This is a genomic window from Kitasatospora sp. NPDC023120 (assembly GCF_055560835.1).
This window is the reverse complement of sequence record NZ_JBVHHY010000040.1, coordinates 33,119-54,928: the sequence shown is the minus strand read 5'-3', so window position 1 is coordinate 54,928 and position 21,810 is coordinate 33,119. Positions and strand designations below refer to the sequence as shown.

Sequence of the window (21,810 nt, the reverse complement as noted above, 5' to 3'; positions counted from 1 at the left end):
TCCGCCGACTCCTGCACCAGGGCGTCGTCCAGCACGCCGAGTCCGCGCAGCGCGCGCTCCATCAGCAGGATCGGGTCGTGCTCCCGCCAGGCGGCCACCTCGTCCGACTCCCGGTAGCGGGTGGCGTCGTCGGCATTGGTGTGCGCATCCAGCCGGTAGGTCAACGCCTCCACCAGGGTCGGGCCGCCGCCGGCCCGGGCCCGCTCCACCGCCTCCGACAGCACCTGGTGCACCGCCGCCACATCGTTGCCGTCCACCAGGCGCCCGCGCATCCCGTAGCCGACGGCCTTGTGCGCCAGGCTGGGCGCGGCGGACTGCGCGCTGAGCGGCACGGAGATCGCGTAGCCGTTGTTCTGCACCAGGAACACCACCGGCGCGTTCAACACCGCTGCGAAGTTCAGCGCCTCATGGAAGTCACCCTCGCTGGTGCCGCCGTCGCCGAGCATCGCCAGCGCCACCAGCGGATCACCCGCCAGCCGCGCCGCGTGTGCCAGGCCCACCGCGTGCGGCGCCTGAGTCGCCAGCGGAGTGCACAACGGCGCGGTACGCGTCGCCCGCGGGTCATAACCGGTGTGCCCGTTCCCGCGCAGCAGCGTCAACACCTCCAACGGATCCACCCCGCGCCCGACCACCGCCAGGGTGTCCCGGTAGCTCGGGAACAACCAGTCCCCGGGCCGCAGCACCATCGCCGCCGCCACCTGACAGGCCTCCTGACCCGCGGACGACGGGTACACCGCCAACCGGCCCTGCCTGGTCAGGGCGGTGGCCTGCTGGTTGTAGCGCCGGCCCACCACCAGGCGGCGGTAGAGGTCCAGCAGCAACGCCGGATCTGTGCTCGCCACGGCGGGCGTACCGAGCATCCGAACGGGGGAGTCGTCCGGGAGCAGCGGAGCCGGGTCGGTGCGGGGGCCGGTCGCGCCGGGGAACCACCCGGGTGCGGTGGTCTGGCGGCGGTGGTCGAGCGCGGTCATCTCGGCTTCTCCGGGGTGGTGGGGTCCGCCCGCCGCGTCCGGTCGAGCGAGCAGCGGGCGGACGGTGTGTGACGGAGGACCGGGCCGGGCCGGTCAGTGGACCTCGGAGTGGAGCTCCGTGCCGACCGAGTCCTTCTGGGCGAACTGGGTGTGGTACAGGTCCGCGTAGAAGCCGCCCGCCGCGAGCAGTTCGTCATGGGTGCCGCGCTCCCGGATCCGGCCCGCGTCGATGACCAGGATCTGGTCGGCGTCGCGGATGGTGGACAGCCGGTGCGCGATCACCAGGGAGGTCCGGCCGACCAGGGCGGTCTTCAGCGCGCGCTGGATCGCGGCCTCGGACTCCGAGTCCAGGTGTGCGGTGGCCTCGTCCAGGACGACGATCGGAGGCGCCTTGAGCAGCAGGCGCGCCAAGGCGATCCGCTGCTTCTCACCGCCGGAGAGCCGGTAGCCGCGGTCGCCGACAACCGTGTCGAGGCCGTCCGGGAGCGCGGAGATCGAGTCCCAGATCCGTGCGGCGGTGCAGGCCTCGACCACCTCCTGCTCGGTGGCGTCCGGGTGTGCGTACAGCAGGTTGGCCCGGAGCGTGTCGTGGAACAGGTGGGAGTCCTGGGTGACCACGCCGACCGTGTCGCGAAGGGACTGCAGGGTGAGGTCGCGGATGTCGTGACCGCCGACCCGGACGGTGCCCGAGGTGGGGTCGTAGAGCCGCGGCACCAGCTGGGTGATGGTGGTCTTGCCGGCGCCGGACGAACCGACCAGCGCGGTCAGCTTCCCGGCCGGGGCGACGAAGCTGAGCTCCTGCAGGGTCAGCGGGTTGTCGGCGCCCTCCGGCGCCCGCGCGGAGACGGACTCCAGCGAGGCGATCGACACCTCGTCGGCGCCCGGGTAGCGGAACGAGACCAGGTCGAACTCGACCTCCGGCGCGGCCTCGTTCTCGGCGGCGGGCAGCACCCGCGCGTCCGGCCGTTCCGCGATCAGCGGCTTCAGGTCCAGGATCTCGAAGACCCGGTCGAAGCTCACCAGCGCGGTCATCACGTTGACCTGCATGGTCGTCAGCTGGTTGATCGGGCCGTAGAGCCGCAGCAGCAGCGCCACCATGGCCGCCAGCGTGCCGATCTGGAGTCCGTCGTGTATGGCGAGGTAGCCGCCGAGGCCGTACACCAGCGCAGTGGTCAGCGCGGTGAGCACGGTGGCCGTGATGAAGAGCAGGCGCCCGTAGACGGCCGACGCCACGGTGATGTCGCGAATTCGGCCGGCCAGCTGCTCGAACAGGCCGGACTCCTGGTCCGGCCGGCCGTACAGCTTGGCGAGCATGGCCCCCGACACGTTGAACCGCTCGTTCATCATCGAGCCCATCTCGGCGTCGAGTTGCATGCGTTCACGGGTGAGCCGCTGCAGCCTGCGGCCGACCATCTTCGCGGGGGCGAAGAAGATCGGGATCATCACCAGGGCGGTGACGGTGATCTGCCAGGACAGGAAGAACATCGAGCCGAGCACCAGCACCAGGGTCATCAGCGTGGATACGCTCTGGGAGAGCAGGGTGGCCAGCGCCTGCCGGGCCCCCACGATGTCGGTGTTCAGCCGGCTGACCAGCGATCCGGTCTGTGTCCGGGTGAAGAAGGCCAGTGGCTGCTCCTGGACGTGTCGGAACACCTTGGTGCGCAGGTCGAAGACGAGCCCCTCGCCGATCCGTCCCGAGAACCAGGACTGGACGTAGAGGGCCACCGCGTCCACCACGGCCAGCACGCAGATGGTCCCGGCGAGCCAGAGCACCGTCGCGAGCCGCCGGGGAATGATGCCGTCGTCGATGATCGCCTTGAGTAGCAGGGGACTTGTCGCCGCGATTCCGGCGTCGATCACCGTGACCAGCAGCAGCATCGCCAGCGACCACCGGTAGCGCATCGCGTAGGGCACGACACGCCGGAGTGTACCGGGTTTGACCTGCTGGCCGGTGACGGAGTTCTTGTCGAAGCGCGGAAGCGTCGGACCCGTGCCCGGGCCGCCCGTCTTGGCCACGAATACCTACCTCGTCAGTGTGCGTCAAGGAACTCGGCGGTCGCCGCGTCGACCGCTTCAGGATGCCCAAGGTGATCGCAACCGGATATTCCGAGCCGCCACGGTTTCTCGGGCACTGCGGAGTCGACTGCTCTGGGGTTGCGCGGTGTTGATCGCTCGTGGTTTTCGATGGCCCGACCCGCGACGCGAGCGGTCACAGCGGCGCCTCACTATCCCATTCGGCTGCTGCGCTGATCAATATTCGGGCAGGTGCGGTTCGGCTGCGCCCGTCCCCCGCGACCAGGGTGACGGCCCAGTCGTTCAACTGCCGCAGTACGGCGGTTGAACGACTGCATTGATCAGCTGCGGGACTTCCTCCATAGTGGAGTTCGGCGCAGTGCCGGCGTCCCGGCGCGAGCACGGTCTGGTGTGGGAAGCGGGTTTGACCGCACCCGCACTTCCGGTGCCGGCGGACAATGGTGCCGGCGACGGCGGATCACCGCGCGCGATCCACATCCAATTCACCTGAGGAAGGACGGCGTGGTGACGAACCCGTTCGACGATCCCGATGCGAACTACCTGGTCCTGGTCAACGAGGAGGGTCAGCATTCGCTCTGGCCGGTATTCGTGGACGTTCCGGCGGGCTGGACCACCGTCTTCGGTGAGGCCGCACGGCAGGAGTGCCTGGACTTCATTGAGAAGTCCTGGACCGACATGCGCCCCAAGAGCCTGATCGAGGCCATGGGCTGAGGAGGACCCACCACCCGCTCGGCCGGCCCTCGTGGCCGGCCGAGCGGCTTTCTCGGGACATGTGAAGGACGCAGGCGGCACGTTCGCGGGACACTCGCGGCACAACGCCCGCCCGCCCGGCCGACTGCCGGGCGGGCGGGCGTTGTGCCGCGTTCCTTCGTTCGCTACCTCACCGCCGGTTCCGAGACCGCCGGTCCCGGGACGGCCGCCTCCGACACCGCGGAGTCGTAGTGCTCGCGGACCCAGTCCGGCCGGTAGATGGTGTCCACGTAGCGCTCGCCCAGATCCGGCGCGATCGCCACCGCGATCAACTCGTCGGAGTCCGAGCCGTGTTCGGCGAACCAGCGCTGGGCGCCGGACACCACCGTTCCGGTGGAGCCGCCGAAGAGGAACCCGTGGCCGGCCAGTCGGTGGCAGGCCCGGATCGTGTCGGCCTCCGGGACCGTCACCACCTCGTCCACCAGGGACTCGTCCAGCAGCGGCGGCCGCACTCCGGAGCCGAGGCCGGGGATCATCCGGCGTCCCGCCGGTCCGCCGAAGACCACTGAGCCGACGCTGTCCACCGCGACGATCCGCACGCCGGGCCGGTGCTCCTTGAACCAGCGGGCGCAGCCCATCAGAGTGCCGGTGGTTCCGGCGCCGACGAAGAGCAGGTCGAGCTCTGGGAACTGGTCGGCTATCTGTGGAGCCGTCAGTCGGTAGTGGGACCGCCAGTTGTCGGAGTTGACGTACTGGTTGAGCCAGAGGTAGCGCTCGTCGCTCTCGCAGAGCCGCTGGACGTACGCCAGCCGAGCACCGAGGAACCCGGTCACCGGATCCGGCTCCGTGATGACGTGCACCTCGGCGCCGAACGCCGCCATGATCTGGCGCGTGGCCGGATTGCAACGGGCATCGGTGACGCAGACGAAGCGGTGGCCCTTGCTCGCCGCGATCATGCTGAGCGCGACTCCCAGGTTCCCCGAGGAGGACTCCACCAGGATCGAGTCGAAGCCGAGCAGCCCCGACTTCTCGGCCGTCTCGACCATCTCCAGGGCGGGCTTCTGCTTGATCGAGCCGGAGAAGTTGAAGCCCTCGCACTTGAGATGGAGGGGCAGCTCGAAGGAAGAGGTCAGGTCTACGTACAGACCGGCCTCATTGTATTCGTGAGGTGCCGAGATGATCACCGCGTGCCTCCCGCAGCCGCGCTTGTCAGGGGGTCCGGGCCGGTCAGCCGTAGCGGCGCAGCTCGTGGAAGAAGTCCTCGACGACTCCCAGCTCTCCGGCACTGAGCACGGTGTCGTAGACGTGCTTGCCGACCGCGAGGTCGAGCACCCCGAGCCCGAACGGCGAGAAGATCGTCGGCCGGTCGGGGGTCGGACTCAGCCGTCCGGTGAGCACGTCGTTGAGGGTTCCGTCGATGAAGTCGCGGTGACCGACCTGCTGTTCGGCCAGGTGTACTGACGTGTCCGCCTTCAGGCAGTGCTCGACGTCGTCGACGATGTTGGTCGAGGAGAGCACCACCTCGGGGGACAGGTCGCGCAGCGAGACGTGCAGCACCACGGGGTTGTGCGAGAACCAGGCCGGGTCGGTGACGTGCGGGGCGCTGGCGGTGGTGGCGAAGACCAGCAGGTCGCTGCCGCGGACCACGTCCTCGGCGTTGCCGTGCACGGTGACCCTGGCCGAGCCGTCGGTGGAGCGCTTCAGGTAGTCGGCGTAGCCGTGGGCGTGCTCGGCGGACAGGTCGAACACGCCGAACTCGTCGAAGGACCAGCCGGTGCCGGCCAGGTAGTCGTTGATGTAGCGGGCGATCAGGCCGACCCCGAAGAAGCCGATCCGCCGGGGGCGGTCGTCGTGCCTGGTGAGGTGGTCGGCCGCCAGCGCCGCGGACGCCGCGGTGCGGCTGGCACTGATGATCGAGCTCTCCAGGCAGGCCAGCGGGTAGCCGGTGTCGTGGTCGTTGAGGATCAGCACGGCCGAGGCGCGGGGGATGCCGCGCTCCAGGTTCTCCGGAAAGCTGGAGATCCACTTGATGCCGTCCACCGGGGTCTCGCCGCCGATGGAGGCGGGCAACGCGATGATCCGGGAGCTGGGGCGGTCGGGGAAGCGCAGGAAGTATGACGGCGGGTTGACGGTGTCACCGGCGCCGTGTGCGCGGTAGGCGGAGTCGATGAGATCGACGACCTGCCGGTGCCGGCCGTCGAGGACCCGGTGGACCTGGCCGCCGGAGATCACGGCGAACGGGGGCACAGCGGTGTTGTCGGACATGCGGACTCCGTGGTTCTGGGCTGGGCGTGGGCAGATCGGCTGGGGCCGGGTCAGGACCGGAGGTGGTCGGGAAGGCGGACCGGGTCGCCGAGGATGGCGACGATCTCCCGCCTGCCCTGGTAGGGGGCCCGGCTGTGTGCCATCCGGAGGTTGTCGAGCAGCAGGACGTCGCCGTCCTGCCAGGGCTCGCCGACCGCAGCCTTGAGGTAGACCTCGTTGATCGTGTGGACGGTCTCGTCGGAGATCGCCGAGCCGTCGCCGTAGGCGGTGTTGAAGGGCAGGCCGTCGGGGCCGTAGACGTCGACCAGGTAGTCGCGGATCACCGGGTCCATGGTCCGCTCGTTGAGGAAGGCCACCTGGTTGAACCAGACCTGGGCACCGGTGCGCGGATGCCGGACCACGGCGGCACGCCGCTGCCGGGTACGCAGCCGGTCGCCGGGCAGCCACTCGTGCTCCAGACCGGCGGCCGCGCAGTAGGCGTCGACCTCGGCCCGGCCATCGGTCTGGAACGCGTCGCTCCAGGGGACACCGACCTCGTGGTACATCCGGGTGAGGAGCCAGCCCTCGCGGGTGAAGCGCTCCACCAGCTCGGCGGGCAGAGCCTTGAGCACCTCCTGGCCGTCCGCAACCTCGGTCATCCCGCCGCCGGTCGGCGCGGTCAGGCAGCCGAACAGCAGCAGGCTCGGGACCTCGGCGGCGTAGCTGAGCTCGTGGTGCATGCACATGGGCTCGTCGGCGGGCCACTCGGAGGCGGAGTAGACGCCGTCGGCGTGCGTGCCGCGCGGGGCGAACCGCTCCCGCTCGGTCATCCTCCCGATGCCCAGGCCGTCGGCGACCGCGGCCACTTGGGCGGCCGAGCCGACGTCCAAGCCGCGCAGCAGCACTGCCCCGTGCTCGGCGACCAACGCCCGCACCTCGTCGCGGTGCCCGGCCGCCCAGCCGGCGGCCCCGCCGGGGCCGGGAGTCGCCGTCAGGACGTGCAGGCCGCCGGGTCGGCGCTGCGCGCCCGGGGCCGCCGGATCGGGGATGGTCGTGGAGGTCACGGTGTCGTCCTCTCGGGGGAGCTTGCATTGATCCGGTCCAGCAGGGCCGCCACCTCGGCGACTGTGGGGGTGTCAGCCAGGTCCTTGACCGTCAGCACCCGGTCCAGCGCGATCACCAGGCGGATCGCGGTCATCGAGGTGCCGCCGAGCTCGGCGAATCGCGAGCCGCGGCCGATGCGCTCCAGCGGCAGCTTCAGCAGCTCGGCCCACAGCAGGGCGACCCGGCGCTCGGAGTCGGTCGCCGGTGCCTCGAGGGCGCCGTCGTGGGCCCGCTCGGACTCGGCGGCCATCCGCAGCAGCGCCTTCTTGTCGGTCTTGCCGTTCGCGGTGAGTGGCAGCTCCGGGATCCGGTAGAGGCGCTGCGGCACCATGTAGGCGGGCAGCGCCGCCGTCAGGGCCTGCCCGACGTCGGTGGGGGACGGAGCGTCCCGGCCGGTGAAGTAGCCGACCAGCTGCGGCTTCCCGGCACCGCCGGCGATCACAACGGCGCCGTCCCGCACGCCCGGGACCCGGAGCAGCCGGTTCTCGATCTCGCCGATCTCGATCCGGAAGCCGTTGATCTTCACCTGCGAGTCCCGTCGGCCGAGGAACTCCAGGGTTCCGGAGGGCAGCCAGCGGCCGACGTCGCCCGAGCGGTAGAGCCGCTGACCCGGTCGGTGCGGGTCGAGGCCGAACGCCGCCTTGGTGCGCGCCTCGTCGTTGATGTAGCCGCGGCCGACGCAGACCCCGGAGAAGACGATCTCTCCGGGAGCGCCCAGCGGGACCGGGTCGAGCCGATCGTCCACGACATACACCCGGACGTTGCGGACCGGTCGCCCGATCGGCACCGACCGCTGGTCCGGCACCCGGTCCATCACCTCGTGGTTGGTGTCGTCGGAAGTCTCGGTGAGCCCGTAGGCGTTGACCAGGAGCACGTTAGGGAAAGCGGCGAACCAGCGCTGGGCGAGCTCCTTCTTGAGCGCCTCACCGGTCACCGAGACGCAGCGCAGCGCGGGCAGCGGCTGGGGCCGCTCCTGCAACGCCGACAGCACCACGTCCAGGTAGGAGGGGACCAGTTGGAGCACCTGGATGCCGTGGTCGGCCACCGTCCGGACAAACCGGTGGACGTCCAGGACGGTCTCCTGCTCGATGATGTGGGTGCGGCCGCCCACCAGCAGCGCGCTGACCAGCTGCCACAGCGAGATGTCGAAGCACTGTGGCGCGGTCTGCGCTACCACCTGGCCCTCCTCGATGCCGAGATCCTCGATCTTGGCCAGAAGATGGTTGAGGAAGCCGTCGTGTTCACACATCGCGCCCTTGGGCTCGCCGGTGGAGCCCGAGGTGAAGTAGATGTACGCGAGCTGGTCGGCGGCCACCGTGAGCCCGAGGTCGTGGTCCGGGCCCTGCCAGGCCAGCAGCTCGTCCAGGTAGGAGAGTTCGACGCCGGAGCGGCCGCGGAGCGCCTCGTCGAGGTGCGGCACGCCGCGCTCGGCGAGCACCCAGCGGGCCTCGCTGCGGCCCAGTACTGCGGTGATCCGGTCGGCCGGGAAGTGCGGCTCCAGGGGCAGGTAGCAGCCGCCCGCCTTGAGTACCGCCAACACCGCCGCCAGCCACTCCAGGGTGCGCTCGGTCACCACGGCGACAACGTCCTCGGAGCGTAGCCCACGCTGGTGCAGCTGCCGGGCGATCCGGTTGGCCCGCCGGTTCAGCTCCTGGTAGCTCCAACGGCGCTCGCCCTGCACGGCGGCGACGACGTCGGGGTGGTGGCGCACCCGCTCCTCGAACAGCTCGTGGAAGCGGCGATCGGGCAGCGGGCGGACCGGGCCGGCGAACGCCTCCAGCTGGCTGCGCAGTTCCGCCTCCGGGAGCAGGCTGCGCAGCTGGTGGGGCTCGCCCGGGTCTGCGGTCAGCCGGTGCAGGGCGGTCAGCAGGTAGCCGGCGACCTGCGCCGGCGGCACGTACCCCTGGGCGCCGACGCCCTGCCAGGCCAGCTCGGCCTCGGCCCGCCCCCGCGGTGTGGCCACCCGGGCGACCAGGTCCTCCCAACTGCCCTCGTCCGACGAGAGGTCGGAGGAGCCGGTGACCGCCGCAGCCACCTTGAGCCGGGCGGCCAGGTGCACTGTGTCGGTGCCGACGCCGGAGGCGTCGGCGAGCCGCTGGACCGCGGTCGCGAGATCCGCGGGCACCACGGGGAAGTACTCCCGCATCGGTGCGCCGTCGTCGGGACGGCGGGTGCTGTCGATCATTGAGAGTTCCCTCGTTCAGCCGATCCACGGACCCGGATCGGTCGCCCACAAGAAATGCCGGGCGGCCGTCCGGCCGCCCGGCCGGAGCCGCGCGTGAGGGTCGGGCAGGGCCGGCCGCGGAGACTGCCGAGCGCGGCCCGGTACCGTCGGTCGACCGCTCGGCGAACCGTGTGCGGTACGGCTGCGGGGGAGCCGCCCGGGCCCGCCGCGCGGTCTGGTCGCGACACCGGGTCGCGAGCATGGACCCCGCAGCGGGCCGAAGGTCGTACCCGAGACTGCTACCAGCGCCACTCACGCTGGTTGAACAGGTGCTCGGCGGTGAAGCCGCGCTCCTTGCACCAGCCGAGGAACTCCTCGATCTGCTTGAGCTGGTAGGTGTCCGGGTGGTAGGTGGTGGCCATCACGTGACCCTGCCAGCTCTCCTCGCCCATGGCGTAGATGTATGCCTCGGTGGCGCCCAGCTCGACCATGATGTCGCCGGCCTGTGCGGCGTTCGAGCCGGACAGCTTGCGCGAGTCGCTCATCTTCTTGGTGACCGGCTTGGTGAACAGGCCACCGTACAGCCACGTCAGAGGTGCGCCGTCGCACTCCATGCCCAGGAAGGCCATGTCGACCTGGCCCAGGTTGTTGCGGATGTAGCGGTAGAGCACCGGGTCGATGCCCGAGGAGTCCGCACCGACGAAGACGTTCTTCCCGGCCAGTTCGACCCAGAAAGTCGACTTGGAGCGGATGTCCAGGTCAGAGTGCTCGCCGAGGAACGGGGTGGCCACCACGCGGCCGCCCTTGAAGGGCACCTCGTCGAAGTCGTCGACCTCGATCACCGGCAGGCCGATCTCCCGGAGGTAGAGGCCCATCGACGGGTCCTCCAGGTTGCCCCGAGAGGAGCGCGGAACCACGATGGCGCCGACCCGACCGCGCAGCTGCAGCAGGGTCTCCAGCACGATGTGGTCCTGGTGCCCGTGGGTGATCAGGACCAGGTCGATGTAGTCCGGCAGGTCGTCCAGGGTGTAGCGGTCGCCCTGGGTGTTGTCGGTGCTGATGAACGGGTCGGTCACGATCGACACGTCGGGGGTCTGCAGCACCAGGCAGGCGTGGCCGAAGTAGCGGATCCGGCCGCCATCCTTGATGTGCCGGTCCGCGGACAGGCTCGGCTCGGTGGTCAGCAGCTTGTCGAGCTGCGCCGCCTGCGTGTCGTCGAGGCCGAGCGCCTCGACCAGCTTGGCGGCCGTAGTGGGCTTGATCCGGGCCTGGAACAGCGCCTCCAGACCGGGGTGGTTGAACGGGATCTGCAGCTCGAGCACGTCGGGCGAGGGGAGCCGCGGGGTGCTCAGGATGAACGGGCGCTCGACACCGTCGTCCAGCGACAGCTGAACCGACTGGCGCCGCTCGTCGAAGGCCGGGCTCTTGTAGGTGAGCGGCTCGAGGAAGCGGAGCGCGGCTTGGTTGCTGGTGTCGTACGCCATCTCGACCAGCCCGTTCAGGGCGGTCGGCAGCTTCGGGTAGAGCGGGGTGAGGTCGAAGCCGGTGGCGTTCTGGCGCACCAGCTCCTCGCCCTCGGCGATCGCCTCGGCGAAGGCCAGCATGTCGGCCCGGTCCCTCTTGATCGTCTCGAGCAGCTCCGCGACCTCGCCGGCGCGCTCCTCGGGGACGTTGACGAAGTAACCGCCGCGCAGGTCGGGGTTGTTGCTGGCCGCGACGTGCACCTGTGGGGACTGCAGGTACGACTCGAGCAGCGGCACCTGCAGGAACGCCAGGTTCATCGACGCCGGGACCGGTGCGAACGTGAACATCCAAGCGTAGAACCTGTCGACCAGCGGCTCGATGATCACGTTCGAGCGGAGATACCTCAGCTCGCTACTGTCGCCCATGTGTTCCCTCCAACTGGAACTCTGCTGCCGAACTACGGGCCCGGGATCGCATGGCAAAACCGACAGTCGCGCCGTATTCGACGGGAAAAGAGAAAAGGCCTGCGGCCATTGACGAAATGCAGCTGACACGCAACTCATTGCACGGCGCGGTGCTACGGCTCCTCACTATGGCATCGGGTCGCATCGTTGATCAATGCCGGGCCACCACAGCCGCATTGTCGGCCGGACGCGTCAGCCTGCGGACGGCCGACCTGCGTTCAACTGCGGCATCGCGCCGGTTGGACGCAGGTCGAGCGGACAGGTCGATGACACCCGAGCATTGATCCACGATGCGATGCCGCGTCATAGTGCTCCGACGGAGTGGGCTCAGTCAGGATCGCTTTGAGTCGACGCTCGAAGACCATCGCGCCGGACCGGCGGCGCGGGATGCCTGCGGCCCTACGCGTGGGTGATTGGGTGTCCCCCCGACGAACTGGCGGTTGTGATGATGCGCAGCGAGCCCCGGCCGGTGCCGGAAGAAAACAGCCTGCAGAAGGAGGAGCTGCACTTCAGCCTCTCCGACCCTGTTCTTGACACGATGAACTTCCTCAACGAGGTGACGCAGCGCTATCCGGATGCGATCTCCTTCGCCCCGGGCCGCCCGTACGACGGCTTCTTCGAGACCGAGGACATCTTCGCGCACATCCGGCGCTACCTCGATTACCTGGAGGAGACTGGGCACTCGCCGGCCCAGGTCCGTGACGCGCTCTTCCAGTACGGCCCGGCAAGCGGCCGGATCCGCGAGCTGGTGGCCGAATGGCTTCGCCTGGACGAGAACACTGACGTACCGGCCGAGTCCATCGTGATCACCGTGGGCTGCCAGGAGGCGATGTTCCTCGCGGTGCGTGCACTCGTCTCCGGCCCCGAGGACGTGCTCATGGCCTCCAGTCCCTGCTACGTGGGGATCACCGGTGCGGCCCGGGTGCTGGGCGTCGAGCTGATCGCCGTCGAGGAGGAGGTGTCCGGCTTCAGCTGCGCCGACCTGGAAGCGGCGATCCTGGCCGAACGGGCGCGCGGGCGCCGACCCCGTGCTTTCTATGTCGTCCCCGACCACTCGAACCCCTCTGGGGCCACGATGCCGCTGGAGGCTCGACACGAGCTGCTCGAGTTGGCGGCCCGTCAGGAGATCCTCATCCTGGAGGACAGTCCCTACCGGATCGTCAGTCCTGGGCAGCAGCTGCCGACCCTCAAGTCCCTCGACAGCGGGCGCCGGGTGGTCCATCTCGGGTCGTTCTCCAAGACCCTCTTCCCCGGTTCGCGGGTGGGCTTCGCGGTGGCGGACCAGCTGGTCGTCGACAGAGCCGGCAACCGCGGCCTGCTGGCCGATGAACTCACCAAGATCAAGAGCATGGTGACGGTGAATACCTCCCCGCTGAGCCAGGCTGCGGTGGCCGGCATGCTGCTCGGCGGCGGCGGACGGGCCTCGGAGCTGAACGCCAAGACCTCGGAGTACTACAGGGAGGCAATGCAGGCCACCCTGCGTGGGCTCGAAGAGTGCTTTCCACAGGAGACCCGAGCGGAACTCGGGGTTCACTGGAACAAGCCCAGCGGGGGCTTCTTCTTGGCCGTGACTGTTCCGTTCCGCGTGGACAATGTCGCGCTGACGCGCTCGGCGCAGGAGTTCGGAGTCATCTGGACCCCGATGTCCTACTTCTATCCCCAGGGCGGCGGAGAGCACGGCATACGGCTTTCCGTCAGCTGCCTGAAGCAGCAAGAGATTGCGGACGGCATCGGCCGGCTGGCGCGGTTCATCCGGGCGGCAGCCGAGGCGTGACCGCTACGAACTCCGATTCGTGATGTCGGTCTCTACGGGTCGCCGGCCGCCCAGGGGCAGGCCGGTGGTGGCGAGCTCTCCGCAGGTGGGTCACAACCGGTCGTGCTTCGATGGCTGGGGAGCTTTGTCGGCGCCGGTCAACCGTCGCTCTGCGCATACCTCACAGCACGCGACTGCTGGGGCTTCACCGTTCGGGCGGCATCACGAATTGAATCTCAGTGCGGTCGTGCTCCACTTCACCCGTGGTTTCGATATCGTCGCCACCATGGCCTGGGGCGATGAATCCATACCTCGCGCACGTCGAACCTCACCCGGGACCGGAAACCATGCTGGCCCTAAAGCAATTCGGACTCTTTTCCAAAGAAATGACCGGTAATGAGTGCGGCTTTACCATGGTCGGCATTGCGATGGTCCCCGGGGCGTCTTCGGCCTTGCCGGCCGCGGCCCGTTCAACTGCGGCGGTCGACAGTTGAACGCCGCGCCGACGCTCGGGGAAGCCGCTTGCCCGCCCCCGATCTGTGCAGGTGGGGGGCGGGTGCGCGGCTCGGCGTGAAGTTGTACAGCGCTCAACTGCCTCTTGCGTACCAAAGCCCCGCGGTTGTTGAGTACTATCCAGCTTTGGCGGGTTGAGAACTCTCTATACAGATGTGAGGGATGAGTCATGCCCGCGTGATGGTTGCATGGGGAGAGGTGTCGCGCGATGGTGGAGTGAGTTCGCCTCGCGGCCTCGCCTCGGTGCTCTTCCGAATGTGATGAGGTGTTACCCATGCGTCGCATCGGTATGAATTCGGGCGATTCTGCCATGGGGTATGACGGTGTGGGCTGTAGTGGAGGAGTCGGGGTCGAGGGGATCTTGATGCGAAGGTCATGCGCTTTGCGTACAGGTGCTCCTGCGTAACTGTGGGTGATGCGTGCAGCAAGTTTAAGCTGTTCTTCATCATGGGGGAAATGCATTGACTCGTTCAACCGTTGGCTCTTTTGAATCAAGAAATTTGACGACTGGCAAAGAGGTGGCCGTCGAGCCGGCCGCCGGGGCTGTTCCTATCGAACTCCGGCAGCGGACGGTTGTGGCGGTTTCGATTGGTTCCCTGTTGCCCGGTGAATCCCCTCGCCTGAGGGGGGCGGACGGGGATCATGTCGCCCGACTGGCCGAGCTCGACGCACCACTTCCACCCATTCTCGTCGATCGGCGCAGCATGCGGGTGATCGACGGAATGCATCGTCTGATGGCTGCTCTCCTGAAAGGGCAGGAGACAATAGATGTCGAGTTCTTCGACGGTAGCACCGACGATGCATTCCTGTGGGCCGTTGAAGCGAACGTCACCCACGGCTTGCCACTGTCGCACGCTGATCGCCGTGCCGCGGCTGCGCGGATCGTGGTGTCCCATCCGCACATGTCCGACAGGGCGATCGCGCGGGCGGCGGGCCTGGGTGCCAAGGCCGTGGCGGCGATCCGGCGGTGCTCGAGCGAGGCTGTACCGGAGTTGGGAGCCCGAGTCGGACGGGACGGCAAGGTCCGCCCGCTGAGCAGCGTGGCCGGCCGGCAGCGGGCCGCCGAATTGATCGCTGAGCGTCCGCAGGCCTCGCTGCGCGAGGTGGCGCGGCTCGCGGGGATATCTCCGGCGACGGTCAGCGACGTTCGCCGACGTCTGGAATCCGGCGAGGACCCGGTGGGTGCCCGGTCCGCGGCGGGCGGCGCGCCCCGCGAGTCCGCCACCGTGGCCGGAGTCCCCCGGCAGCGCACCGAACGGCGGATGCGGTTGGTGCAGCGCGATCCGGCCACCGTGCTGGAGAAGCTACTGCGGGATCCCTCCTTGCGCCACAAGGAGGAGGGCCGGTTGCTGCTGCGACTGCTGCGGCAGAACGCAATCGGGACGCACGAGTGGACCGAGTTGACGGCCGTGGTGCCGCCGCACTGCGGGGTACTGGTGGCGAACCTCGCGCGTCAGTACGCCGAGACGTGGCGGGAGTTCGCCCAGGAGCTTGACGAACGCGTGCAGCTGGTCGCGGACCTGGCCGTCGCCGAGTGATCCTTCCTGTAGCGGCGGTGCGAGGGATAGCACTGACGGTACCGGGGGGGGCACGCGTCGGTCCGCTCGGCTTGACTTCGGGCCCCACCGAGATCTTTCTTGGTGGGGCTCGTCCGCGTCGGCCGGCTCGCCGCGAAGGGCGAGGCCCAGAGCAGCTACTACGTTGCTGGTCCGAACCCCCCGAGGAGATCACCCGAGGGGCCGTAAGCCCCCGCCGCTGCGGGACCCCTACGTGTGGATCGGCGAGTGCGGAATACGGGGCGTGTGCACCAGCGCCAGCCGCGGCTCCGCCTTGCGCTGGCTCTGCGGGGCGTTCTTCCGGGCCTGGTACACCTCGATGAGGCGGGCCTTCGCCTTGTCCGGGGTGGCCCGGACTCCTCGGTCTGCTTCCCGGCCGTGGTGCGGTAGCGGATCTTGTACTCGTGCGGGCACCTCGGCCACTGGTTCTCGGGGTGCTCGCACTCCTTGAAGAAGCTGCCCATGCCGCAGACGAGGGTGATGGTGGCCATGGTTGTCGACTCCCGGGCGCCTTGCTGACCTTTGCTGGCCCCGGATGGTCGACCAAGCCCTTGACCTGGGAAGAACCGTGGAGCGCGTGGTATGTGGTGGAACTTCATCGGCCGCTCGACGGAGGACATCGCCCAGGCCCGCACAGACTGGACGACGGGCACCCGCTTCGGCGAGGTCCACGGCTACGCCGGTTACCGCCTGCCCGCCCCGGAGCTCCCCGCGATGCCGCTGAAGCCGCGCGGGCGGGAGCGCTGAGGCAGTCAGAGATCAGCGACGTCTCAGCAGGTCTTCAGGCAGGGATGCCAGGAGAGGGGGCTCGGTCTCTCCTTCGTAGCCGAAATGCAGCTCCTGCCGTGCGCGAGTAGCCAGGACGTAGTAGGTCATGCGGAGCGTTGCTGAGGTCGGGTCGGCGGCGCCGTCGACGTGGGTGTCGGGGATGACCACGGTGTCGAAGTCGAGGCCTTTGGCGCTGGCTCGGTTGAGGATGGCGATGCCAGGGCGGTCGAGGTCGACTGTCCGGTATCGGCCGTGTGTGGCTTGGGACGTGTAGAGCTGAGGTCGCACGCGGGGAGCTCTGCGTTCCAGGCGGGTTAGTACGTCGAACTGCGCGTGGGTGGAGCTCAGGACAACGCCGATGCGATGGCGGGAGTGGCGTTCAGCGAGGGTGATGAGTAGATCCGTCAGGGCGCTGGCGCGGCCGAGCCGGTGCAGACGGGCCGCCGGGCCTCCGGGGCCGGGTAGTGGCAGGGGTGAGGTGCCGATGTAAAATTCGGCTGCCAGCAAAGCTATCTGACGTGTGTTTCGGTGATTTCCTTCGATGGTGTGGCTGGTGCACTTCCCGAGGGCGTTCGAGATCTCGGCCAATGTGGAACTGGTTTCGGTAAGGCGCTGGCACTCGTCGGCGTACACAGTCGTACGGCTGCCGAGAATGCGGCACAGCCGGTAGAACCCGACTGGTAGGTCCTGCGCCTCGTCGACCACGAGGGCGGGGGCCGGGCCCGAGTCGGCGACGGCGGCCCGCTCGTAGAAGGCGGCCCAGTCGAACCACCCGTCGTCAGCCCGTGGCGCGTCACCGCCGAACCATCGGGCCAGCCAGGAGTGGGCGGTCGAGACCAGCACCCCGTGGTCCTGGGTGCCGAGGGCGGAGACGATCGGCGCGAGGGTCTGGCGCAGCAGGTTGGAGCGAGTGAGGAGGACGGTCGGTGTGCCCGTGAGTGCGAGCATCAGGGCGCGCTGGGCAGCCATCAGGCTCTTTCCACTTCCGGGTGGGCCACTGACCAGGTGGTTGCCGTCGAACGGCAGGCTGTCCAGTGAGGCGCGCTGGGCGGGACTGAGGTCGAGATAGGTGATCGTCACAACAGGGCCTGCTCCAGTGCGGCGGCCGCGGTGGTGCGAGCGGCGGAGACGACGGATTCGAAGTAGCCAGGGACCTGTTCGCCCCCGACGAGGAGGACCCGGTCCAGGAGGGTGTTGCCGCTCTCGCAGCTGGTCTCCGGAAGAAGGCAGCAGGCATGGCAGGCGGCGCGGTTGAGGTTGCCGAAGCCCTGTCCGGTGTGTTCGGCGCAGAGCGGGTCCGCGGAGCACCAGGCGGCGGCCTCGATCATCCGCAGGAGGGTCTCGGCGAGGTGAGGCGTCTCGCCCTGCTAAACGAGTCCGCCGAGGGTGCCTTCGGCGTCGCCGGCGCCGGTGTAGACGAGGATCCCGTGCTGGTCGTGCTCGGGACGGGCGTACACCCGTTCGCGCAAGCTCGCCGTTGTGTAGCCGGATTCGAAGGCGAGCTGGCGAATGAGCAGGTGGGCGAGCGTGTGCAGGAGGACGAAGCGGGGCGACAGCTCCGTTCCGGTCAGGCCGGCCAGCTGGTCCTTGCAGAAGGACCGGTCGAGGTCGGCCTGCATCCCGGCGACTCGTCGGCGGACCTCCTCGTGCTGCTCCCAGTCGGTGAGGCAGGCCTTGTCGAGGGTGAGGAAGACGCCCTCGCCGAAGACCTCGACGGCGGATAGCCACTTGAGCCGCCTCGCGGTGTCGGCGGGTACGAAGGCCGCGTCCGGTGACACCCTGCTGAAACCGGAGAGCGCGCGGACCTCGCGCAACCGGTCCGCGAGGACGACCCGACCGATCCGGCGGTGGAGTTCGGCCCAGGGCTCGTCGGTCTCGTGGGCGAGGCCGAGTGTGGTGTCGCGGATAGCGAAGTCGCGGGTGACGGGGCGGGCCGGCGCGGTGAACGCGGCCCACTCCTCGCGACTGAGGTCCGGGTGCGCCGAGGCCCTGCGGCTGTCACCGGAGGGCGGCGCGGCGGCGCCCGTCTCCTCCGCCAGGAGGACGTCCAGGAGTGCGTCGTCGGCGCCGGTGTCCTCCTTGATCATCTCGCGGAACACATCGGCCTTCGATCCTTCGCTCGCCCGGCACATCGGGATCCACAGGTCATTCGCCAGGACCTTGGCGGCGAGATCCTGGTCGGTCACGGCCGACGTGTCGCCCTCCGGGATGTCGAGGGCCGAGTGCGTGACGGGGTAGTAGAGGTTGCCTGCCGTGCGCTGCACGACCTGTACGGGCTTCACGCAGGTTGCGGCCTCGCCGGCCCGTTGCCACGGGTTGCGTCCCGAGCAGCGCATGCCGTGGGTGCCGAGGACGTCCAGGAGGTCGCGGGAAGCGCTGCAGCCCTTCACGCCGCACTCGACCGAGAGGGCCTCCAGGCCGGCCGCCCGTTCGGAGACCCGGAACCGCAGCTGCTCGCGGGACGTGCAGGCCCGGCGCCCGGCGGCGTCCTGTCGCGAGTGTGCCCAAAACCACCAGTCGACGTCACCCAGGTGGCCGGCGGCGCAGATCTGGACGAAGCGCATCGGAGTGAGTTGCCGCACCGGTGAGCACGAGGGGCAGCGCGGCGGGACGCCGTGCTTCTCGTCGGCGATGCGCCAGCGCACCATGCGTCGGCACGAGCCGCAGAACAGCCAGGCCGGGAAGCGAATGTAGGGCGCTCCGGCCGCATCCTGGCGGTCGTACCGGACGTCCGCCGCGGCCGGGGCGGCGAAGAAGCCGGTCACGCCGAGCTTGGCGGCGAGCCGCGGAGACTCGACGGGTTGCCGATGCCGAGGCCAGTCCCCGATGCCAGTGGCGACGAACGACTCGCCCTGGATGTCCAGGACGGCGCCGACCCCGAACGGAAGCACGGTCTGTGCCTGACGGACCCTCAGTCGCCTGCTCACTGGTCGCTTCCCTTCACTGTCACCTGGCACTCACGGTCGACGTTGCGCATCGAGTTCGGGGTCTCCCAGAGACCGCCGTACTGCTCGAAGCCCTTCAACAGGTTCAACTGGCCCTTGCCCTGGCTGCGGTAGTGGAGTTCCTTGCCGGCCGCGCGGGCCTCAAGAGCGGCGTTCTCCCAGTCGGTGAGCAACTGGGCGAGTTCAGCTCGGATGCCGTCGGCGGCATGCGGATCGCTGGCGGCGGCCCGCGTCAGCAACTCCTCGGTGAGTGCCTCGGCGGCCGGCAGCACGTCGGAGAGGTGGCCGGCCCGGTTCTCCTCGGACAGACCGAGTCGGTGGCGTACCAGGATGACCAGCGCGGCGTGCAGTGCACGGCGCCGCGAGGGCACTGACCACGGGGTCACGCTGGTCGGTTCGACGTGCCGGTACAGCGAGCGGTGGTAGGTGCCGAAGGTCTCGTAGTGCGAGCGGTCGCGGGGCCGTGTCGCGTTGAAGAACGCGACGACGAGGCCAGGCACGGTGTGGCGGCCCACCCGGCTGGTGGCCTGGATGTACTCGGCGGTCGTCTTGGGCTGCCCCTGCATGAGCATCAGTGCGAGCCGCTTCACGTCCACACCCACCGACAGCATGTTCGTACACGGCAGGAAGGACACTGCCTGCGGGTCGTCCCACGGCCGCTCCAGCCGGTCGAGCAGGACGGGCTGCTCGGCCCGTGGCAAGTTGCTGGTCAGCTCCTGCACCTGGCGGTCGGTCAACTCGCGGATGCCGCAGCCTTCGTCGAGCCCGGCGAGTTGAGCCGGGATGTCGTCCGCCGCCGCGGTGACCGTCCGGCCCAGTTCGCGCAGGCTGTGGTGGTAGGCGACGAGGGTCCAGTAGTCGTCCCGGTGTTCCTCCGGAAGTTCCCAGGCGCCCTGGAGTATGGCGGCGGCGGTGGCCACGGCCGCACGACCGGCGGTGTGGCCCTGGGCCATCACGCCGACGTAGCGACGGCCGGGTCGTGACGTGTCGGGCTCGGCGAAGTACGAGTGTCGGGCGTCCAGGCCGGCCGGCGGGAAGAGCTGCACGTCGCCCCCGTACAGGGCGCGGACCTGTGGGCCGGAGCGGCGGATGGTGGCGGTGGAGGCCACCACCTTGGGGCCCGTCCCGTCGGCGGCGGTACACAGGCCGAGAACTGCCGCCTCGTAGAGGCCGACCGTGGTGCCGAGCGGCCCGGTGAGCAGGTGCAACTCATCCTGGATGACGAGCGATGGCGGGAGGTTGCCGGTGCCGGCCCCGAAGAGCCGGCCGGCGCGGGGTTCCCAGGCGAGCCGGGCGAACTTGTCGACGGTACCGAGAACGAAGGTCGGCGGGCGATCGTACAGCTGCTGGTCCACCACGGCGACCGGCAGTTCGTCGTGGAAGGCGCATTCCTCGCGGGGGCAGAAGAAGGCGAAGGAGTCCGCTGCGGCCTGGACCCCGTAGTCGTGGATGTTGGGTGACTTGTGGGCAGGGAGGATGCGAGTGCCGCACCACGGGCACCGGTCCAGGATGAACACGTCCTCCGGGCGGGCAGCAGCGCGGACCTCGTCGAAGAGGTCACGCGCCGCCTGGTAGGAGTTGGGCGACGTCGCCTCGCCCACCCAGAGCCCGATCGAGAACGGCTCGCCGCCGAGCATGCCCGGGTCCGCGCGGCGCAGGGTTTCCAGAGCGCACAGCGTGGTGGCGGCGCGCTGGAACTGCTGCGTGGTGAGGAGGCTGAGGGTGTAGCGGCTCAGGACGGCGGTTCCGCCACCATCCGATGTGCCGCGGCGCAGCAGCATGGCGAAGGAGGCGAGGAGGAGGTACGCCTCCGTCTTGCCCCCACCCGTGGGGAACCAGATCAGGTCGGTCACTGCGCGGTCGGGATGGCCGGGATCGACCGTTCCGTCGAGCGCGAGCAGGAAGAAGGCGAGCTGGAAGGGGCGCCAGCGCGATTCGGCGTCCGGTTCGGGGTCGATCAGCACGGGATCGTGCCGGCCGCGGCGCTCCCCGGCCTGGTCGGCGCGGATGTGGCGCATTTGGAGGGCCATGGCGCGGTTGGCGGTGCGGAACGCCTGGAGCAGCTCGGGGCGGGACGGATCGCAGAGCGTTCGGACGCCGGCCTCCATGCGGCGGATGGCCGAGCCGATGCGTTCCAGGATGCGGTCGGCGGCTGCGCGGCCCCAGGCGGGGATGTCGGTCCGGCATTGCCCCTCGTACCACGAGCGGTAGTCGGCGGTGAACTGGTCCACCCCGGAGCGGAGTTCGGTCAGGGGAAGGTCGGGATCCGCGAGGTGCAGGAGGCTCAGCACCGGTGCTTCGGTCGGTCCGGCCGCGCGCGTGGCCGGCACCTCGGCCTCCGGCATGACGGCTGCCCGCAGCACCGTGATCCGTCCGCTCCCGTCCGACTCCTCCTCGACGGCGCAGCCGTGGCCGACGGCGTGGGTGCGGACGTGCCGGTACTGGAGCCGTAGCTCCTGTTCCTCTGGGTCCCGGCTGGCCAGCCGCACGCTCGGGTACTGGAGGACCGAGCCGTCCACCGGTCGCGCGGCGAGCCCCACCTGGAACAGCATGCGGTCCCACTGCGCCGTGCGGCCGAGGGCCTGCTCGGTGCGCGCCGTGTTGACCAGGGCGATGGTGATCAGGTGTCCGGGACCGAAACCACGTCGCCGGACACGGATCTCGGCCCGGCCGTCGAGAACGGTGACCTGCTCCCGGTCCGGTCCGATAACGTGTGATTCGTCCTCCAGCGGCATCCGCTTCCACTGCCGGCCGTGTTCTCCCTGCAGCGTGGCGTACCTGGCCCCGGAACAGTGCACCTCGACGGTCGCGGCGTCGCTGTAGAAGCTGAACCCGAGGGAGGACGGCAGCCACGAGTTGGATTCGGGGACGGGATCGGAGGAGGGGTTCGTGTCGTTCGCGACCGACTCGGTTCCGGGGCCGTCCAGTTCCTCGGCCGAGACGGTCAGCCGCTGCTGGAGGTCGGCATCCTGGGCGTAGAGCGTCCCCATCAGGTACTGACGGTCGGGCGGCGTGTCGATGATCTCCTCCGGCCCGTGGGCGGGGCCGATGAGCTGGCGCCGGAGGTAGTCGACGAGTTCGTCTCTGGGTTCCACTGTCGTCCGTTCTCGGGGTCGGCTGTACTGCCCGCGATGCGGGCG

Annotated in this window: 16 protein-coding genes and 1 pseudogene; 4 read left to right on the top strand and 13 right to left on the bottom strand. The window is 69.4% G+C overall.

Annotated elements, in window-relative coordinates; genetic code table 11:
• Together ACZ3TI_RS36940 and ACZ3TI_RS36935 are read right to left on the bottom strand one after the other, a co-directional pair.
• Window positions 1–971 (bottom strand): thiamine pyrophosphate-dependent enzyme (locus ACZ3TI_RS36940; protein WP_465734262.1); only part of this gene is annotated, 971 nt, incomplete at its 3' end.
• Window positions 972–1,064: 93 nt separating this feature from the next.
• Window positions 1,065–2,885, bottom strand: a complete 1,821-nt coding sequence (locus ACZ3TI_RS36935) for an ABC transporter ATP-binding protein (protein WP_465734260.1) — start codon at window positions 2,883–2,885, stop codon at window positions 1,065–1,067.
• Window positions 2,886–3,509: 624 nt separating this feature from the next.
• On the opposite strand from ACZ3TI_RS36935, the gene ACZ3TI_RS36930 reads away from it, so the two are divergent.
• Window positions 3,510–3,716, top strand: coding sequence for an MbtH family protein (locus ACZ3TI_RS36930; protein ID WP_465734258.1), 207 nt, complete (start codon window positions 3,510–3,512; stop codon window positions 3,714–3,716).
• Between the two features lie 164 nt (window positions 3,717–3,880).
• Here the strand turns inward: ACZ3TI_RS36930 and sbnA are convergent, their stop codons facing one another.
• From sbnA to ACZ3TI_RS36905, 5 genes are all read right to left on the bottom strand, one after another.
• The gene (gene sbnA / locus ACZ3TI_RS36925) at window positions 3,881–4,879 is read right to left on the bottom strand and encodes a 2,3-diaminopropionate biosynthesis protein SbnA (RefSeq protein WP_465734256.1); all 999 of its coding nucleotides are present in this window, start codon (window positions 4,877–4,879) and stop codon (window positions 3,881–3,883) included.
• Between the two features lie 43 nt (window positions 4,880–4,922).
• Complete coding sequence (gene sbnB / locus ACZ3TI_RS36920; RefSeq protein WP_465734254.1) at window positions 4,923–5,960, bottom strand: 2,3-diaminopropionate biosynthesis protein SbnB; 1,038 nt, start codon at window positions 5,958–5,960, stop codon at window positions 4,923–4,925.
• A gap of 50 nt (window positions 5,961–6,010) precedes the next feature.
• Entirely contained in the window at window positions 6,011–7,003 is a 993-nt protein-coding gene (locus tag ACZ3TI_RS36915; RefSeq protein ID WP_465734252.1) for a TauD/TfdA family dioxygenase, read from the bottom strand.
• Complete coding sequence (locus ACZ3TI_RS36910) at window positions 7,000–9,228, bottom strand: non-ribosomal peptide synthetase (protein ID WP_465734250.1); 2,229 nt, start codon at window positions 9,226–9,228, stop codon at window positions 7,000–7,002. Before ACZ3TI_RS36910 ends, ACZ3TI_RS36915 begins: the two co-directional genes overlap by 4 nt.
• A gap of 278 nt (window positions 9,229–9,506) precedes the next feature.
• Window positions 9,507–11,096: an MBL fold metallo-hydrolase gene (locus tag ACZ3TI_RS36905; protein WP_465734248.1), complete on the bottom strand. Its 1,590-nt coding sequence runs from the start codon at window positions 11,094–11,096 to the stop codon at window positions 9,507–9,509.
• A gap of 484 nt (window positions 11,097–11,580) precedes the next feature.
• On the opposite strand from ACZ3TI_RS36905, the gene ACZ3TI_RS36900 reads away from it, so the two are divergent.
• Window positions 11,581–12,909 (top strand): aminotransferase-like domain-containing protein, encoded by a 1,329-nt coding sequence (locus ACZ3TI_RS36900; protein WP_465734246.1) that lies wholly within the window; start codon window positions 11,581–11,583, stop codon window positions 12,907–12,909.
• Between the two features lie 983 nt (window positions 12,910–13,892).
• Here ACZ3TI_RS36900 and ACZ3TI_RS36895 read toward each other — a convergent pair.
• Window positions 13,893–14,297 (bottom strand): hypothetical protein, encoded by a 405-nt coding sequence (locus ACZ3TI_RS36895; RefSeq protein ID WP_465734244.1) that lies wholly within the window; start codon window positions 14,295–14,297, stop codon window positions 13,893–13,895.
• Between the two features lie 6 nt (window positions 14,298–14,303).
• Here ACZ3TI_RS36895 and ACZ3TI_RS36890 point away from each other — a divergent pair, with 6 nt between their 5' ends.
• Window positions 14,304–14,939: a hypothetical protein gene (locus ACZ3TI_RS36890; RefSeq protein ID WP_465734243.1), complete on the top strand. Its 636-nt coding sequence runs from the start codon at window positions 14,304–14,306 to the stop codon at window positions 14,937–14,939.
• Between the two features lie 228 nt (window positions 14,940–15,167).
• On the opposite strand, the gene ACZ3TI_RS36885 is transcribed toward ACZ3TI_RS36890, so the two are convergent.
• Window positions 15,168–15,371, bottom strand: a complete 204-nt coding sequence (locus tag ACZ3TI_RS36885; RefSeq protein WP_465734241.1) for a hypothetical protein — start codon at window positions 15,369–15,371, stop codon at window positions 15,168–15,170.
• 168 nt (window positions 15,372–15,539) lie between these two features.
• Here ACZ3TI_RS36885 and ACZ3TI_RS36880 point away from each other — a divergent pair.
• Window positions 15,540–15,704, top strand: a pseudogene (locus ACZ3TI_RS36880) (pirin family protein); the annotation flags it as partial.
• 12 nt (window positions 15,705–15,716) lie between these two features.
• Here the strand turns inward: ACZ3TI_RS36880 and ACZ3TI_RS36875 are convergent.
• The 4 genes from ACZ3TI_RS36875 to ACZ3TI_RS36860 are packed head-to-tail and all read right to left on the bottom strand — an operon-like array spanning window position 15,717 to window position 21,765.
• On the bottom strand, window positions 15,717–16,805 hold the full coding sequence (locus ACZ3TI_RS36875) for a DEAD/DEAH box helicase (RefSeq protein ID WP_465734239.1): 1,089 nt from the start codon (window positions 16,803–16,805) through the stop codon (window positions 15,717–15,719).
• Entirely contained in the window at window positions 16,802–17,053 is a 252-nt protein-coding gene (locus ACZ3TI_RS36870) for a hypothetical protein (protein ID WP_465734235.1), read from the bottom strand. The genes ACZ3TI_RS36875 and ACZ3TI_RS36870 overlap by 4 nt, the downstream gene beginning before the upstream one ends.
• Window positions 17,054–17,092: 39 nt before the next feature.
• Window positions 17,093–18,652 carry a DrmB family protein gene (gene drmB / locus ACZ3TI_RS36865; RefSeq protein WP_465734233.1) on the bottom strand — a complete coding sequence of 520 codons (1,560 nt, stop codon included), beginning with the start codon at window positions 18,650–18,652 and terminating at the stop codon, window positions 17,093–17,095.
• A complete protein-coding gene (locus ACZ3TI_RS36860; RefSeq protein ID WP_465734231.1) occupies window positions 18,649–21,765 on the bottom strand; it encodes a helicase-related protein in 3,117 nt (1,038 codons plus the stop codon). The genes drmB and ACZ3TI_RS36860 overlap by 4 nt, the downstream gene beginning before the upstream one ends.
• Between the last annotated feature and the right edge of the window lie 45 nt (window positions 21,766–21,810).

Excerpts from the sequence above, each read along its gene's own strand:
- ACZ3TI_RS36895 (WP_465734244.1), bottom strand. The coding sequence starts at position 14,297 with ATGGGACACCACGATCCGCGCAGCCGCGGCACGGCGATCAGCGTGCGA.
- ACZ3TI_RS36900 (WP_465734246.1), top strand. The coding sequence starts at position 11,581 with ATGATGCGCAGCGAGCCCCGGCCGGTGCCGGAAGAAAACAGCCTGCAG.
- sbnB (WP_465734254.1), bottom strand. The coding sequence starts at position 5,960 with ATGTCCGACAACACCGCTGTGCCCCCGTTCGCCGTGATCTCCGGCGGC.
- ACZ3TI_RS36870 (WP_465734235.1), bottom strand. The coding sequence starts at position 17,053 with ATGATCGAGGCCGCCGCCTGGTGCTCCGCGGACCCGCTCTGCGCCGAA.
- ACZ3TI_RS36905 (WP_465734248.1), bottom strand. The coding sequence starts at position 11,096 with ATGGGCGACAGTAGCGAGCTGAGGTATCTCCGCTCGAACGTGATCATC.
- ACZ3TI_RS36890 (WP_465734243.1), top strand. The coding sequence starts at position 14,304 with ATGTCCGACAGGGCGATCGCGCGGGCGGCGGGCCTGGGTGCCAAGGCC.
- ACZ3TI_RS36910 (WP_465734250.1), bottom strand. The coding sequence starts at position 9,228 with ATGATCGACAGCACCCGCCGTCCCGACGACGGCGCACCGATGCGGGAG.